General features: G+C 46.2%; 16 protein-coding genes. All 16 read right to left on the bottom strand.

The genetic code is table 11. The annotated features are described in order from the left end of the window. Positions 1-1287 carry a phage tail-collar fiber domain-containing protein gene (locus N6A79_RS07995; protein WP_268545540.1) on the bottom strand — a complete coding sequence of 429 codons (1287 nt, stop codon included), beginning with the start codon at positions 1285-1287 and terminating at the stop codon, positions 1-3. 16 nt (positions 1288-1303) lie between these two features. Continuing rightward, the gene (locus N6A79_RS07990; protein ID WP_268545539.1) at positions 1304-1963 is read right to left on the bottom strand and encodes a phage tail protein I; all 660 of its coding nucleotides are present in this window, start codon (positions 1961-1963) and stop codon (positions 1304-1306) included. Then, positions 1953-3011: a baseplate assembly protein gene (locus N6A79_RS07985; RefSeq protein ID WP_268545538.1), complete on the bottom strand. Its 1059-nt coding sequence runs from the start codon at positions 3009-3011 to the stop codon at positions 1953-1955. Before N6A79_RS07985 ends, N6A79_RS07990 begins: the two co-directional genes overlap by 11 nt. Further along, positions 3008-3388, bottom strand: coding sequence for a GPW/gp25 family protein (locus N6A79_RS07980; RefSeq protein ID WP_268545537.1), 381 nt, complete (start codon positions 3386-3388; stop codon positions 3008-3010). Before N6A79_RS07980 ends, N6A79_RS07985 begins: the two co-directional genes overlap by 4 nt. A 3-nt stretch (positions 3389-3391) precedes the next feature. Then, complete coding sequence (locus N6A79_RS07975) at positions 3392-3574, bottom strand: hypothetical protein (RefSeq protein WP_268545536.1); 183 nt, start codon at positions 3572-3574, stop codon at positions 3392-3394. Between the two features lie 24 nt (positions 3575-3598). After that, complete coding sequence (locus N6A79_RS07970; protein WP_268545535.1) at positions 3599-4228, bottom strand: phage baseplate assembly protein V; 630 nt, start codon at positions 4226-4228, stop codon at positions 3599-3601. Between the two features lie 10 nt (positions 4229-4238). Continuing rightward, on the bottom strand, positions 4239-4949 hold the full coding sequence (locus tag N6A79_RS07965) for a hypothetical protein (RefSeq protein ID WP_268545534.1): 711 nt from the start codon (positions 4947-4949) through the stop codon (positions 4239-4241). Next, complete coding sequence (locus N6A79_RS07960; protein ID WP_268545533.1) at positions 4946-5314, bottom strand: hypothetical protein; 369 nt, start codon at positions 5312-5314, stop codon at positions 4946-4948. Before N6A79_RS07960 ends, N6A79_RS07965 begins: the two co-directional genes overlap by 4 nt. 23 nt (positions 5315-5337) lie before the next feature. After that, positions 5338-5553: a hypothetical protein gene (locus tag N6A79_RS07955; RefSeq protein WP_268545532.1), complete on the bottom strand. Its 216-nt coding sequence runs from the start codon at positions 5551-5553 to the stop codon at positions 5338-5340. A gap of 27 nt (positions 5554-5580) precedes the next feature. Then, positions 5581-6633 (bottom strand): major capsid protein, encoded by a 1053-nt coding sequence (locus N6A79_RS07950; protein ID WP_268545531.1) that lies wholly within the window; start codon positions 6631-6633, stop codon positions 5581-5583. Positions 6634-6644: 11 nt separating this feature from the next. After that, complete coding sequence (locus N6A79_RS07945; RefSeq protein WP_268545530.1) at positions 6645-6995, bottom strand: hypothetical protein; 351 nt, start codon at positions 6993-6995, stop codon at positions 6645-6647. Beyond that, complete coding sequence (locus tag N6A79_RS07940) at positions 6988-8304, bottom strand: S49 family peptidase (protein WP_268545529.1); 1317 nt, start codon at positions 8302-8304, stop codon at positions 6988-6990. The genes N6A79_RS07945 and N6A79_RS07940 overlap by 8 nt, the downstream gene beginning before the upstream one ends. A gap of 9 nt (positions 8305-8313) precedes the next feature. Continuing rightward, a complete protein-coding gene (gene gpW, locus N6A79_RS07935; protein WP_268545528.1) occupies positions 8314-8568 on the bottom strand; it encodes a gpW family head-tail joining protein in 255 nt (84 codons plus the stop codon). A gap of 2 nt (positions 8569-8570) precedes the next feature. Next, positions 8571-10007, bottom strand: a complete 1437-nt coding sequence (locus N6A79_RS07930; RefSeq protein WP_268545527.1) for a phage portal protein — start codon at positions 10005-10007, stop codon at positions 8571-8573. Between the two features lie 118 nt (positions 10008-10125). Next, positions 10126-12240, bottom strand: a complete 2115-nt coding sequence (locus N6A79_RS07925; RefSeq protein WP_268545526.1) for a terminase gpA endonuclease subunit — start codon at positions 12238-12240, stop codon at positions 10126-10128. Further along, the gene (locus N6A79_RS07920) at positions 12212-12775 is read right to left on the bottom strand and encodes a hypothetical protein (protein WP_268545525.1); all 564 of its coding nucleotides are present in this window, start codon (positions 12773-12775) and stop codon (positions 12212-12214) included. The genes N6A79_RS07925 and N6A79_RS07920 overlap by 29 nt, the downstream gene beginning before the upstream one ends. Positions 12776-12851 lie beyond the last annotated feature (76 nt).

The raw sequence follows: 12851 nt of genomic DNA, 5'->3' as shown, positions 1-12851 counted from the left end.
TTATTCTCCTATTGCGATGTAAGAACAAACAACTGGCGTAGTAACATTTTTGGTGCCATTGGTATCAATGACAACATCAAATTGAGATCGACTGACGACCTTAGCGTAAGGAATGCCAGCCCAGCCTTCGGGGTTTACGACATTATTGGGAGTAATCGTAATACCTGTGCATCTAGTAGGAAAGGCTATATCAAAAGTCACTCTGCTTGCCGCAAAAGTTATACCGGTTGCTGGTACCGTGATTGCGCCTAAACGCATAAGCTTGGGTACGCGAGAAATAATTTGGTTATCCACCCAATTTTTTATAGCGTTTGAATTTGTGCAAATGAAGTTGGCGCCATCATATATTAGAATTGCAATTAACCCTGCAGGTAATTCACCAGCTTTTAACAGTTGAAGTTCAAAGTTTAATACAGGCTTAGCACCAAAGCCATTGAGATTAAGCGTTGTCGCCCCTATATTTGTAATTGCTATTTTTAATTGAATAACCATACCAGTAGTTAAAGCCAATGGCTTTGGCTCGAGTGTTGCAGTTAATGCGTTTGCTGTTCCGCCCGCCTCTGCATAATTCCATTTGCCGCTTTGGCTATCAAGGGCAATTTTTTCGATATATTGGTCATTTACTTTCGTAAAAACACGCCCGTCAGGTAAGCCAACACCGTGGCCATCTGGCGTTGCAATGATAGCCCAACCCGCTTGAGTAAATTCGGTTAAGTTTCCCTCTTGTGCCGCCCAAACTCCAGTTGAGTTACTGCCAATAATATAGCTGTCACCAATATTCGGGTTGGTTGGTGGCGTAGCAATATCAATCGCTTTTACAGGAACCCAAGGCGTGGTTGTTAAGCGTTGCAAAGGTACATTTAAGGAGGGGTCAACTTTAATTGTGATATTGGCAATATTTGAAAAGGCTACTTCAATGCGAATGATGCCCTCAACCGTTTGGCCTGAAGTAGGTACTGGCTTGTTAATCGGCGGGTCATAACAAGCAATGGCAATTAAATCGCCTTCATCATCTAAAAGACCTGCTTCACGAATGGTGAACGGTCCCTCGCTGGCGCTTAAAAATATATCAAAATAGGCGGTATTTTCACTGCCTGCCACCAATCCATGACCACTAATTGCTTTGCGTAACACTTCCCGGTAAAGCTTGGTTTCACCGCCTGATGGCACGGTTTCGCCAGAGCCAATTGCAATGTGGCTAATATTGATGCTTGTGCCACTTGCCAAGGCCGCAGCTTCTTTAGCGCGTCCTTTAGTTGTCATTAAAGCAAATGTTTGTTGTGCCATAATCTATCCCTTGAACCTATATTTTAGGGTGAGCTGTTGCCGTAAAGAGCAAAGCAGGTGTAGCGCCGATAAAAATGTCACTTAGTATAGTTGCGCCTGAAAATTGAAATGGGTGGGCAATGGCTAAAAAGCTGCCTTTACTAACCGCACTAAGATAAAGCTCGGCCCTTGCCTTGATAACTGCTCGCGATGTAAAAACGCGCGTTTTAGGCTTGGCGGCAATCACTGCCTCAAGTGCAGCCTTTTGCAAATCTGCGTCAAAAATAGGGCTACCATTGTAATAGCCAATTTCCACTCTGAAAGTACCATGGCGGGCATCTTCTTCCCACCACTCAATCAGTCTTGCATCTAACTCGAAAGCTGATAGGGCTGTTTCAACAGCACCTCGCGTGCCTTTTAAGCGATGTATTTTAGGAGACGCTGCTATTACTCGCCGTTTTTGGTTTTCTGACCATTTATTAGACCAAACATCAACTGACACGGCCTGCGCCAAAAAAGGCAGCAGTGCTACTGGGCAAGACCAAGGGTTCCAAATGGTAAGAATAATTTCAGGCGAGACACTTGCAATACGGGCAAGTTCTGCCGTTAATATAGCACGCTCTATCGCTTTTGCGTTCGGCGGCAATATGGCGCGTGCAATAGGCTGCATAGCCTTGATTTTTTCATTAATCGTCACGCCAAGAGCCTCGTGTTTGTAGTGTTCGCACAACGATGTTATTGACTTCACCATAACCCTTGGATCCGGGTAAAATATCGTGCGGTGGGCTGATGACTTCAACGGTTACACCATTATCAATAGCAGCCCGCCCACCAATAACCTCACGTTGTATAGCAAGCCCAATGCGGCGACGCGCTTTAGCGTATTCTGTCAAACGGTATAATGCTGCTTCACGTAAAGTTTCGACATCGGCACCGGGCGCATAAGATAAAACAACTTCAATGTCGTAACTTATCTTTTTTGCAGGCTCAATACGCACATTATCGCCAATTGGTCGCACATCTTTTGATGTAACCGCTTGAAAGGCGCGATCCAGTAAGGCTTGGTTAACCTCGCCATATTCAAGCGTTGGCATAATCACAATTAACGCTTCAGGCGCAAGTACTGGTGCATTTTCATGACGGCTTTTAAACGGCGTATCCCGCCAATTTGCGCTATAAGCGTCGGCAAATAACCCGACCGAATAAGTGGCGCCATCTTCCTCAGAATAAACCGCAGCATCTGCAATGTCGCGCACGCCATCAAGTTCAAGCGCATGGAAAATATATGCCCCTTCAGGTCCGGCAGTTGAAAATGCTTCATAAGCCAGCATGATGCGAGCGCGAAATGAGCTGTCATTCTCAACCCATTTTTGTTTGTCTTCATTCCAAATGGCATCCAGTGGCGGATTGTCTTTTGCGTTGCTATATACAAGGCGGCTAATGCCACCTGCATAGGTTACACCAATGTGATCAAGATCGCCACCAAGCGCTGTTGCAAGCGAAAGCCCACGGATTGCCTCATTTACTCTTTGGCGAAATTTCATTTCCTGATAGCCGCCGCCTTCACTATAGGCAATCACCAAAGGGTCGGTTTCAAGATTGGTAACATCATAGTCAATGCCGGATGCTTTTAAGGCAGCTTTAAGATAGTCATCGCGGCTTTGCTTGATCTCTTCAAAGTCGATTGGTACGGTTTGCGGAACATCACCAAGATCGGCAAGGTTAGGGGCTATAAATCGGCTCATCTTATTATTCCAAACGGGATATCAACGGGCATATTTTTATGTACAATGCTAAAATCACCTAAATGACCACGTGGGTAATAATCACCTTTAAGTAAAATTGCCACTTGCCCAGCCTCATTGCTATTCGTGATTGAACAAGTGCTTATTTGAAAGCGCGGCTCCCAAAGCGCACATGCTGTAACAATCGCGCTATAGGCGGCCAATATGATTCGATCTGAAAGTGGGCGATCAATCAAATCTTGCAGTTCACAACCAAAATCACGGCGCATCACACGGCTATTTAATGGGGTTGAAAATAAAATTGCTAGTGATTGCCGCACGTGGTCAAAACCATCCAAGGTTTCAATCCGGTTGCGGCCAAAGCCAAGCCCAACCATATTTTACTCTTTGGGTTGCGTTTTAGTTGCTTGCGGCGTTACTTTTTCATTCTTTGGGTGTTGTAATGTGTCACCAAATGGCGGCAAATATTGCTGCGCAACTTCATCCTTCATGGTAACGGCTTGCTCACTTGCGTCAAACCAATCACCACCATAAAAGCCTGATTGTTTTACAATTACTTTCATATCAATCTCATTTTTCAATTTGAATTATTCGGGAACATCAGTTGTTGATCCACCTTTTTGCACACCAAGGTGCTTGTGTGTGTCGCCGATGTTTTTATCATTATGGCGGACAGATGAACCTTTGAAATGAACTTCACCTGAAGCTGTGGTATTGCCTGCAACATTAAAGCTGCCGTCAACCTTTAAATCATTGGTTATATGCACAAGATCAGTGTCTAAGGTTATTTTAGAACCGCATTTTACCGTGATATTTGACGCTGTTTCTATATTGATAGTGCCTTCATCAAGGGTGATGCGGCTTTCCCCATGCTGAATGACTGCTTGTGGGCCATCATGTGGGCGTGGATTTTTGTTGGAGTGGATGGCAAATTCAATAACGCCATCGGTCAAATCACCGCTTTCCGATAAAACATCGACTTGCTGGCCTTTGACAGGTGGAATATGGGTTGATGTGGTACCGGCTGCAATTTCTTTCCACGGTACCCAGTCGGTTAAGAATGGTTTATCATCGCCAGTCAATTCCACCCGTGCTAGACCCTTTTTTGTGTCAACTTCGCTTATGGTACCTGTGCGTTTTCGATTACGGGCGCGTCTTTCCATTTCAGCAATGCGGTTTTCCATCTGCTGGATTCTTGCCGCTATTCCAGATGCCATTTAAGCCTCTTTACTTTAAGTTAAAAAGCGCTTTTGTTTCTTCAAAGGTCAAACCATAACGGCGTTGCGGATTGTCACCATCGACAATATTAGGATTTAACTGGCTTTCAAAAAAGGCAAAAGCGGGGTGACTTTGCTCTTTCATTAATTTTAGCATTTTTCGCCAAGGCGTTGCTTCACTTAATATCGTGCCAAAAGGCTGGTCCGGCAATAATGAAACACGTACTCGCAATTGATGGGCGGCTAGGGTTAGGCTGTTATTTTCACTGCCCACTCGTTTGCGTTCAATTTCGACTATGCCAGTGCTAAAGGAACGCCAAATTTCAGCCCATGGATTGCACTCATCATGCAAGGCCATTGCTATATCATGGCCAATACAATCAAGGACAAATTCCATTGCCCCATCGGTGACAGGTATGCCAAAACCAACGATTTGACTTTCACCCTTATCGTTGGTTTCGCTCATGGCGCTAGAAATACCAAATTCAAAAACAATATCGGTATCGCCATTTTGCCGCAGTTGGCGACCATTATCATCACGCACCTTGCTGCCTTCCGTATAAACGGCAATGAAGGGGGCATCTTGGTCGGTACGAAGGCTTCCATCAGCTGCAATATCAATGGCACCGATTTGGCTATCAACGACATTTTGTTTAACAGATGTTTTGTCTTTTAATGCTTCAATAGCGCTAAGGCGAAGTGCAAGTCTTGCAAGGCTCATGCTTCACCCAATTCAACTTTTAAACGACGATGATCGCGATCATTGACACTGATAACAATAAACCAAGGACTGCCATGGCGTTCAAAAGCTCTGATCTTATCACCCTTTTTTATGATAATATCTGGCCATGCCGCACGATTTATAAAAAGCACTGAAGATGTACTAGTAAAACCAACATGCCAACTGTTAGATTTGCCGCCATCGGCTTTTTGCGAGTTTTCATTATCTACTCGCAAAATTCCTTTGATGGTCGCTTCTTGACGCTCACTATCAACAACACCTTGCTTCATGCAGCATAGCAATAGCTGTTCGCCCCACAAATCATCATTGATGGTCAATGTCTGGTTTTTAATGTCTTGCAGCATTTAAGTAGCCTTATAATATTGCTTTAGACGAGGCTATTCTTATCAACGCCGCCACTTTGCTGCTCTGTTTGGGCCTGTGATGTTTGCTGTCCTGCTTCATCTTTGTCCACAACAGTTGCTACAACCAGTTTAGATGCTTTAAGCATTGCGAGCTCTTTAGCAGGCAGTGTCGGCAAAACATCACCTACCGCAATCGTGCCCTTAGAGGACAGTATTTGCACTTTAGCTTTATAATCCATATTAAATTACCTTTATTAAAGCGAAAATCACAACACGGTGGCTTTGAGTGTTGCATTAGGGCGGCCCGGTACCATCAAGGGAGCCGACTGCGACATGATATATTCAGCCGATGGATCAGGCTGTATCCACGATTTTGGGAAGATATCAGTCGCGACAAGCCCAGCTTGCACATCTTGGATCGCGCCAAAGACTTTAACGCCGTGCGCACCACCTTGGCCGTCATCATTAGGGGCAGCAGTTAAAACCACTTCGCCGGCTAGTAACGCACGGGTCTCCTTGCCATCTTGATCGCGGAACCGGCCAGCATAGACGTAAAGGCTAAATTCACCATATTGACCAACATAACGCACGCTATCCTGTGCAATCTTTGGCTGTAAATCAGGCATGGAGGTAATGCCACGGCGCAAATCAGCATTGCGCAAAACGGCCTTATTTTTGCGGAAACATTTCCATACTTCTGGTGACATGATGAGATCTGTGCCAGCATATCCACTTTTAGTCAAAAGCTGCAGCGACCAATCTTCTAACAAGCCATCAATGTCAGCATTTTCATTTGCCCATTTTTGGGCGTCTGCTGAAATGATGATTTCATTATTTTGATCACGGCCAAAATCGACAATTTGTGCAGGGTAATCTTCACCTGAGACTTCAACCTTACCATTGATAATTGCTTGTGCCGCCATCCATTCCCAACGCGCATAAATCTGGCGCTTTTGCTCAGCTATAAGGCGGACAATTTCACGGTTGCGGCGCTCTTCCATCGATAATTCGCCGGTCAAAGCTTCACCCGGTAAGCGGCTCACAAAATCGCCTGGCTTGATTTGATGTTTTGGCTTCACATAAGCAGGGCGAAAAGACTTTACCCCATAGCCGGTGCGTTGTTGCGGTTTAGCTGCAACGAGTGGCGACACAAATGGCGCCATCACTGGTAAGCCTTCCAAGATTTCATCAAAGATGATGTTTTCTTGGGTTGAGAACTTAGGCGCACTGCGAAAATAACGGTCAAGAAAGAAACTTGGTGCTACCCGCACAGTTGCTACCACACCGCAAAGGTCAGCCGTATTAAAAAGCGGATCCATATATGTGCTCCTTAAGCAATATCAGGGGCAGCGCCCCATTGACGAATAAAAATGCCGCAATCGCGCAAAGCTGACTTGATATCTTCAAGCTCTTTGCCGTCTAGCAAAATAGCATCTTGATTAAATGAGCCGCCAACATAGACCGCCATGGTAGTCTGCGCGGTGACATTGACCGTGAAGGGCATGATCGCTGCGGCAACACTATTTGCAGTTGATAGCTTGCCATAAATATTGCCAACGCGGCCCAAGACTTCACCGCGCTTATATTCACCTATGCTTAAGGTAACAGGCTGGGTTTGCTCATTGCCTTCAATCAAATTATCAGGCTTAAAACTTGCAACTTTAATATTTGCATCAGGCATGCTTGCCTCCATTTATTTGCTGTGCAATCGCAGTAAGCGGCGCAGAGGTTGCAGAAGAAGCAGCAGCGCTGAATAGTTTATCGTTCGTGCTATTATCAGCTGCAAGGCGATTAGCAAGTGAAGCAGATGATGCCTCCATCCCAATATTGCTCGCAATAAAATTGACAACCGCGCTTGCTTCCATGGTTGGTGATTGGCAAGCAAGCTCAAGGGCGGCAACAAGACGCTTTGTATTGCCTTTAATGCCATCGGCTGAGGTAATTGCTTCAATGCGGCTCATGGCTTTTTTCTCGCCCATTGCTTCGCCTTCTTGACGAGCTTTTGCGAGCGCTTGATTATGCGCCTCAAGCGACATTTGATTATCAGCTTGTGCGCCACTGCTCAAGGTGGGGTTGGTTTGATCGTCCATTAGATTTCTCCCTTTTTGGACTTGATGTGCTTTGGCTGGGTTCACTGTTTTAATACGTGATAATTCGTCTATAACGGTGTCAAAAGTGCCAAGACGATCAGCAAGCCCCGCTTCAATAGCAGCTTCACCAATAAAGGTGCGCGCTTCAGTTCGTTTAGCGGCGGCAATGGTAAGGCGGCTGCCACGACCTTTGGCAACATGCTTCAAAAACAGCCCATAAAGCATATCAACTTCAGCTTGCAGGTCAGCTTTTACTGTATCGGTTAGCGGCTGCAGCGAATTACCGTCTGCCTTGTGCTCTCCAGCATGGATAAGTGTTGGCGTTATGCCGTTTAAATCAAGCTGCCGGCTAAAATCGGTATGGAGTAACACAACACCAATTGAGCCACAGACACCCGTTTCTGTAGTGACAATTTCACTTGCAGCGGAGGCGATAGCATAAGCGGCAGAACAAGCCATGCCATTGACAACAGCAATGACTTTCTTTTTAAGTGACAACTGCCTTACTTGTGAAACAAGCTCAAAACAGCCGACTGCTTCACCACCGGGCGATTGAATATCAAGCACAACAGATTGCACCTTGTCATCATTCATAGCGGTTTTAATTTGGTGCGCTAATCCTTCATAAGAAATGAGCCCAGATTGAGCACCAATCCATGCGCCGCGATTAACCAGTGAGCCTAAAATGGAAATAATAGCTATATTGTTTTGCGTGACGCTATAGGGCTTACCAATGACGCGCCCTTCTTCGTCACGCGCAATTGGCTCTCCTTCAAATCTGCTTGCTACAGGTAGGCCTGATCGATTTGTTATTACTGATAAAATAACTTGCGCTTTATCTGGTGTAAGCAAAAGCGGTCGATTTAAAATGCGCTCAGCAATATGCAAAAATTGTGTCATCAAACAATCCTAATAAGAGCGCCAGCCAGTACTAATGGCATGACGACGTGGGCGGCGTGTTTGCTTTGCCATACACTCTGCTTTTAGCTCAGCGATCCGCGCTTTAAGGGAAGCGATATTAATCGCTGTAAATTGCACTTCATCTTCACCAAAGCGGCTGCGTACGACTTTTTCCCCAACCAGTAAGCGGTCAAGCGCATTTTGCATTTTTGGCCAAACTGCGCAGGGGTCAGACATATCAATGCCATCAAAAAGTGATGTCATATTTAATCCTCAATTTTGTCAGCTAAGCTTGGCGCTGTGTTTTCTGCTAAAGGCTCACTTAAGCCCTTATTGATACGGCTTGCTTTTTCGCGGGCCAGTTGCTCGTGCACATCTTCATGGTCGACACCAAGATCATTACAAATCATTTCTTGGCTGATAACGCCCATTTTGTACCAAGTCTCATGGGCACGGGCGGCCTTATAATCATCGGCTTGCGGCTTTGGTGGGCCGCGCCAATCGCTGCGCGTTAAAGCGGTGCGATTATTAACAAATGTATCAATGCCGCCCGGCAATGGTATGCGCCCTGCGTCAATTTCTTCCTCTAGCCATGCGCTATAAACGGTTTGTGCAAAACGCCCCGGCAAGTGACGGCGGCGATACTCCATTAGCGGCCATTTTTTGGCGATACCCATGCGCACCGATGAATAGGTGTCACCACGAAAATCACCAGTTAAATCGGATGGCATAACCCCAAGGCAAGCTGCAACTTCACGCAACAGAAAATTTGAAAAAGCTTCATAGGTAGAGTTTGGGTGTTCACTTGCATGCAGCTTTAATTTTTCACCGGTTAAAAGATGCGCAATCTTGCCGTGACGGCCAAGGTCAATATTAACATTCTCATACCACGCCATTTTTTTATCAAGGAGCACGTCTAAAGCATCTTCGCCGCCCTCTATAATTTCACTTTCGCCTTGCAGTGCCTGCATGACTTCATTGGTGGGATAATCGCTTTCAATTGTTGCGGCAAAAATTGCATGGATCATGGCGGCTGTTAAGGTTGCATCAGCCAATTGGTCATATTGGCGAACAATCTTTAAGGCTGGCGCCAATGGTGTAATACCGCGTAACTGCCCCGCAGAACCATCAAAAATATGGATAATGCGCGGGCGGCCATATTGATCACGCGCTTCACGACGTTCCTCACGCTCCACGCCATAGCCATCTTTTATTTTAAAAGCATAGGCAATTGGCAGGCCATCTTTGTTTGTATAAACACCATCTTTTAAGTCTTGACTGGCACTATTTTTTTGCGATAGCCAATGGCTTGGCATAAGTCGTACTTTGGTGAGGCTTTGCGCGCCTTCGCGGTTTACTTCCTTGACTTGGGCTAATATTTCACCCGTGGCGATCCACTGCCTGATAGCGGCAGCTTCCAACTGCGCCATGGTATAGCGGCCAGCAAGGTCACATTCATAGGGTTGCGAAGCCCATATTTCCCATCTGGTTTCAACAAGTCTTGCCCAGTCGGACGCTTCTTTTTCGTTCCATTTTAAAAATGTAAGGTCTGGCTTAGCATTTAAGCGCAAGCCAGAACCAATCATTGATGTAACGATTTGTTCAACAACACCAGCAATCCAGCCGCTATTCATTGTCGCATCATTAGCGCGTGCATTGGCTGCATACCAAGCAACTGAAATATCATCAGCGCGATCACGCAAAGCCGGGTTCACCGCGCAAATAGCCAGCTTTTGGCGTGTTTCTTTTTTCTAAGTCAAGCTTTTGTGAGCCTGCTTTAACGCGGATTCTTGGCTTTTCTTGTTGCATTTTACCCACTAACTATTTGTTTAAAGCTGCAGATTTTTCAGCCCAAGAACTGCGTTGTTTCTTTTTCTTCATACCTTGTTTGGCAAATGGCCCATCAATCGGTTTATTGAATAAATCGGGCTCTGCAGGCTGGCCATGCACTTGCAATAGCAAATCTGCCCAGCGTTCTTGCGTAAGGCGCAATTTATGCTCTAAATGCCAACCAAGGGCAAAACCGTAAACAGTCGTGTCAAACCAATCATTTTTGCGCCCGACAATCTTTTTCCATTCTCGCGGCGCGCGTGAGCTTATCAATTTACGTGAACGCCGATTAACTGATGCGCGGGCTTCTTCATCGGGGTCAACCAAACGTTCAGCGGTAATTTCCTGCGCAAAACCTTCATCACATAAGTCTGGCGGCAAATGCAGCACATTGCGTGGCCATGAACCCTTGCTATCCTGTCCTTGCATAAAATTTGCCAGCGATGCGACAACTTCCGTTTTAACGTCATAATTGCCAACAGGATAAAGCTGGACTTTAGCAATGAGCCGCCGATTATGATCTCTCACATCACGCTTTACGGGTGTGCCAAGCCAAGGCAGACCTTTGGGAGCGCGTCCATCAAGGGCATAAACATTGGCGCGGCTTGCGCAATAGCGATAAACGCGGTCAGTGGCAAAGCCTGAGTCAATGCCTGATAGATCAATGCCTTTCATCAAGCCGCCCGCTGTTGGGTATTGACGAGCTAGTGCGTCACTCAGCTCTATCCATGGATCATCGGATTGCTCCGGTGAGCCTTCAAAGACCTCTCTATCAATCAGCCACCTTTGACCGCGTGGGCCAATTGCATAGACTGCCCATTTAATGCCATAACCTTGAATATCGGCGGCTGATACTAACAATCCAGCATTCAAAGGTATGACGCGAGAGGGAATATCACTGCGCTGTGCAGCTTCAACAATCTTTTCCCATTCAACAGCCGCACCACCTGGATCATAGGGCAAGGCCAAATCTTGCTGATAAAACACCCGCATTTTTTGTGTGTTTTCTTGTGCAGCTTCCCATCTTACCCAAATATCGTTAAATTTTTCACGCGGTGCATAGGCTGCCCAAAGGTGATAGCTAGGTTGCCAGCGTCTGCAACGCCCTTCACACGGTGGGCAGCTATATTTTTCAATGTCTATAGCTGTGATCAGGCGTGGTATTGGCTTTTGCCCTTCAGTAACGCGCCTTGCTATCCAACGGCCATTGGCCAAGAGGTCTCCCTTGTGTCCATCCAATATCTTCTCATTGCAGTTGCTGCATAAAAAATGCGCCGGTGTTTTATCATCTGGCGCTTGCAACTGGTCAAATTCTAAGGCTTGATAGCATTGACAATGCGGACAAGGCACATAGTAAAAGCGTTGGTCGCCTTTTTCAAAATCATCAGAAATGGCACATTCGCCAACAATGCCGGGTGTTGAACCTTCCCATTCCTTTGCCATATCGCCGTACATCTTTTGGCGCGCTCTTGCTTGATCGCGTGGGCTACCACGTCCATCAACATCTAAAGGATAGCCGGTAACCTCGTCCATCGCTAAATATTTAATAGACACCATCTGCAAGCCCTTGGAAGAACCCGCATTGACGATTTGGCAAAAGCCACCAGCATAGCGTTTAAACGCTGTTGTTGAACCTTGCTCATCGCGGCTATTAACTGGCAACACCTTATGGGCAATTTGCGGTGTTGCATCAATGGTCGGCCCCAATTTAACACGGTTAAATTTGGTGCTTTCATCCAATGTTGGCAAAACAATCATCATTGAGCCGGGGGCTCTGTCAACAATATAGCAAAACCAGTTTTCAATCACCGTTGATTTGCCAAGCTGCGCAGCCATTCGAGCGGTTACGCGCCGTGCAGGGTGGTCTGGATGCAAGCAATCTTGTGGCTCGCGCAAATAAGGCACGCGTGCTGTTTTGAATTTACCCGGCCACGGTGAACCAGATTCGGCGCTTACCATGCGATAGCGATCAGAATATTCCGAAATGGATAGGTCTTCAACCTTTCGGCTTGCAGCTTCAAGGGCAGAAAATAAAACTTCTCTGCCATTACGCAAATTCAAATCATTTAAAAACAAGCTAGGGCTCAATTGGTGGGCTATCTCCATTCTTTTCACCCCGCAATGCATCTAAATGCTCAAGCATAATAGAGTTAAAAATATCAACTCCCGCATGGGCAAAAGACTTAAGTGCTAGTCGTACAGTGCGTTCATCCCATCCATATTTTATCGATAGATCAGCAGCCTGCGGTTCTAGCAAGCGCTCAAAGCTTGATCGCATAAGGGCAACGGCATCGCGGCCAGCGCGATCAACTTCTGTTGTGCGGGTTATAAGTTTTAACCGCTCTGCCAAGTCCAATTCACGAATAGTCGCCTCTGCTTGCACTTTGCGCGCTGCGCCATCTGCTTGAGTGCCGGTTAATTGCTTGGCTTGTTTTGCAGCAGGCTGCGCGATAATGCGAATATTTTCACGGCGGTGGTTTAAAAGCTGGCCATACTCAACCAAGCGTTTCTTGCCGTCAATTTTTGTAGCTAATGCTTCAGCATGTTGGTCTAAATAGCGAGAAAGGCTAGAGCGCGTTACACTATCGCCAGCATCGGTTAAGCGCCGTGCGGCAGCTGAAATTGAAAGCCATTCTTCCATTTTTGCCCATCCGTGCAATGCACGTTTTTATTCGTGCATCCGTGCACCGCTTTCAAACCCATCTACTAGCGAAATC

It is taken from the genome of Bartonella sp. HY761, assembly GCF_026743145.1.
In the GTDB taxonomy this organism is placed as follows: domain Bacteria; phylum Pseudomonadota; class Alphaproteobacteria; order Rhizobiales; family Rhizobiaceae; genus HY038.
Note: the sequence above shows the minus strand (reverse complement) of the source record. Positions and strands in the feature narration are given on the sequence as shown.

What these genes read in the sequence shown, in the direction of transcription:
- N6A79_RS07965 (WP_268545534.1), bottom strand. Translation starts at nt 4,949, where the DNA reads ATGAGCCTTGCAAGACTTGCACTTCGCCTTAGCGCTATTGAAGCATTA.
- N6A79_RS07975 (WP_268545536.1), bottom strand. Translation starts at nt 3,574, where the DNA reads ATGAAAGTAATTGTAAAACAATCAGGCTTTTATGGTGGTGATTGGTTT.
- N6A79_RS07955 (WP_268545532.1), bottom strand. Translation starts at nt 5,553, where the DNA reads ATGGATTATAAAGCTAAAGTGCAAATACTGTCCTCTAAGGGCACGATT.
- N6A79_RS07970 (WP_268545535.1), bottom strand. Translation starts at nt 4,228, where the DNA reads ATGGCATCTGGAATAGCGGCAAGAATCCAGCAGATGGAAAACCGCATT.
- gpW (WP_268545528.1), bottom strand. Translation starts at nt 8,568, where the DNA reads ATGACATCACTTTTTGATGGCATTGATATGTCTGACCCCTGCGCAGTT.
- N6A79_RS07995 (WP_268545540.1), bottom strand. Translation starts at nt 1,287, where the DNA reads ATGGCACAACAAACATTTGCTTTAATGACAACTAAAGGACGCGCTAAA.
- N6A79_RS07940 (WP_268545529.1), bottom strand. Translation starts at nt 8,304, where the DNA reads ATGACACAATTTTTGCATATTGCTGAGCGCATTTTAAATCGACCGCTT.
- N6A79_RS07950 (WP_268545531.1), bottom strand. Translation starts at nt 6,633, where the DNA reads ATGGATCCGCTTTTTAATACGGCTGACCTTTGCGGTGTGGTAGCAACT.
- N6A79_RS07980 (WP_268545537.1), bottom strand. Translation starts at nt 3,388, where the DNA reads ATGGTTGGGCTTGGCTTTGGCCGCAACCGGATTGAAACCTTGGATGGT.
- N6A79_RS07920 (WP_268545525.1), bottom strand. Translation starts at nt 12,775, where the DNA reads ATGGAAGAATGGCTTTCAATTTCAGCTGCCGCACGGCGCTTAACCGAT.
- N6A79_RS07925 (WP_268545526.1), bottom strand. Translation starts at nt 12,240, where the DNA reads ATGGAGATAGCCCACCAATTGAGCCCTAGCTTGTTTTTAAATGATTTG.
- N6A79_RS07960 (WP_268545533.1), bottom strand. Translation starts at nt 5,314, where the DNA reads ATGCTGCAAGACATTAAAAACCAGACATTGACCATCAATGATGATTTG.
- N6A79_RS07985 (WP_268545538.1), bottom strand. Translation starts at nt 3,011, where the DNA reads ATGAGCCGATTTATAGCCCCTAACCTTGCCGATCTTGGTGATGTTCCG.
- N6A79_RS07945 (WP_268545530.1), bottom strand. Translation starts at nt 6,995, where the DNA reads ATGCCTGATGCAAATATTAAAGTTGCAAGTTTTAAGCCTGATAATTTG.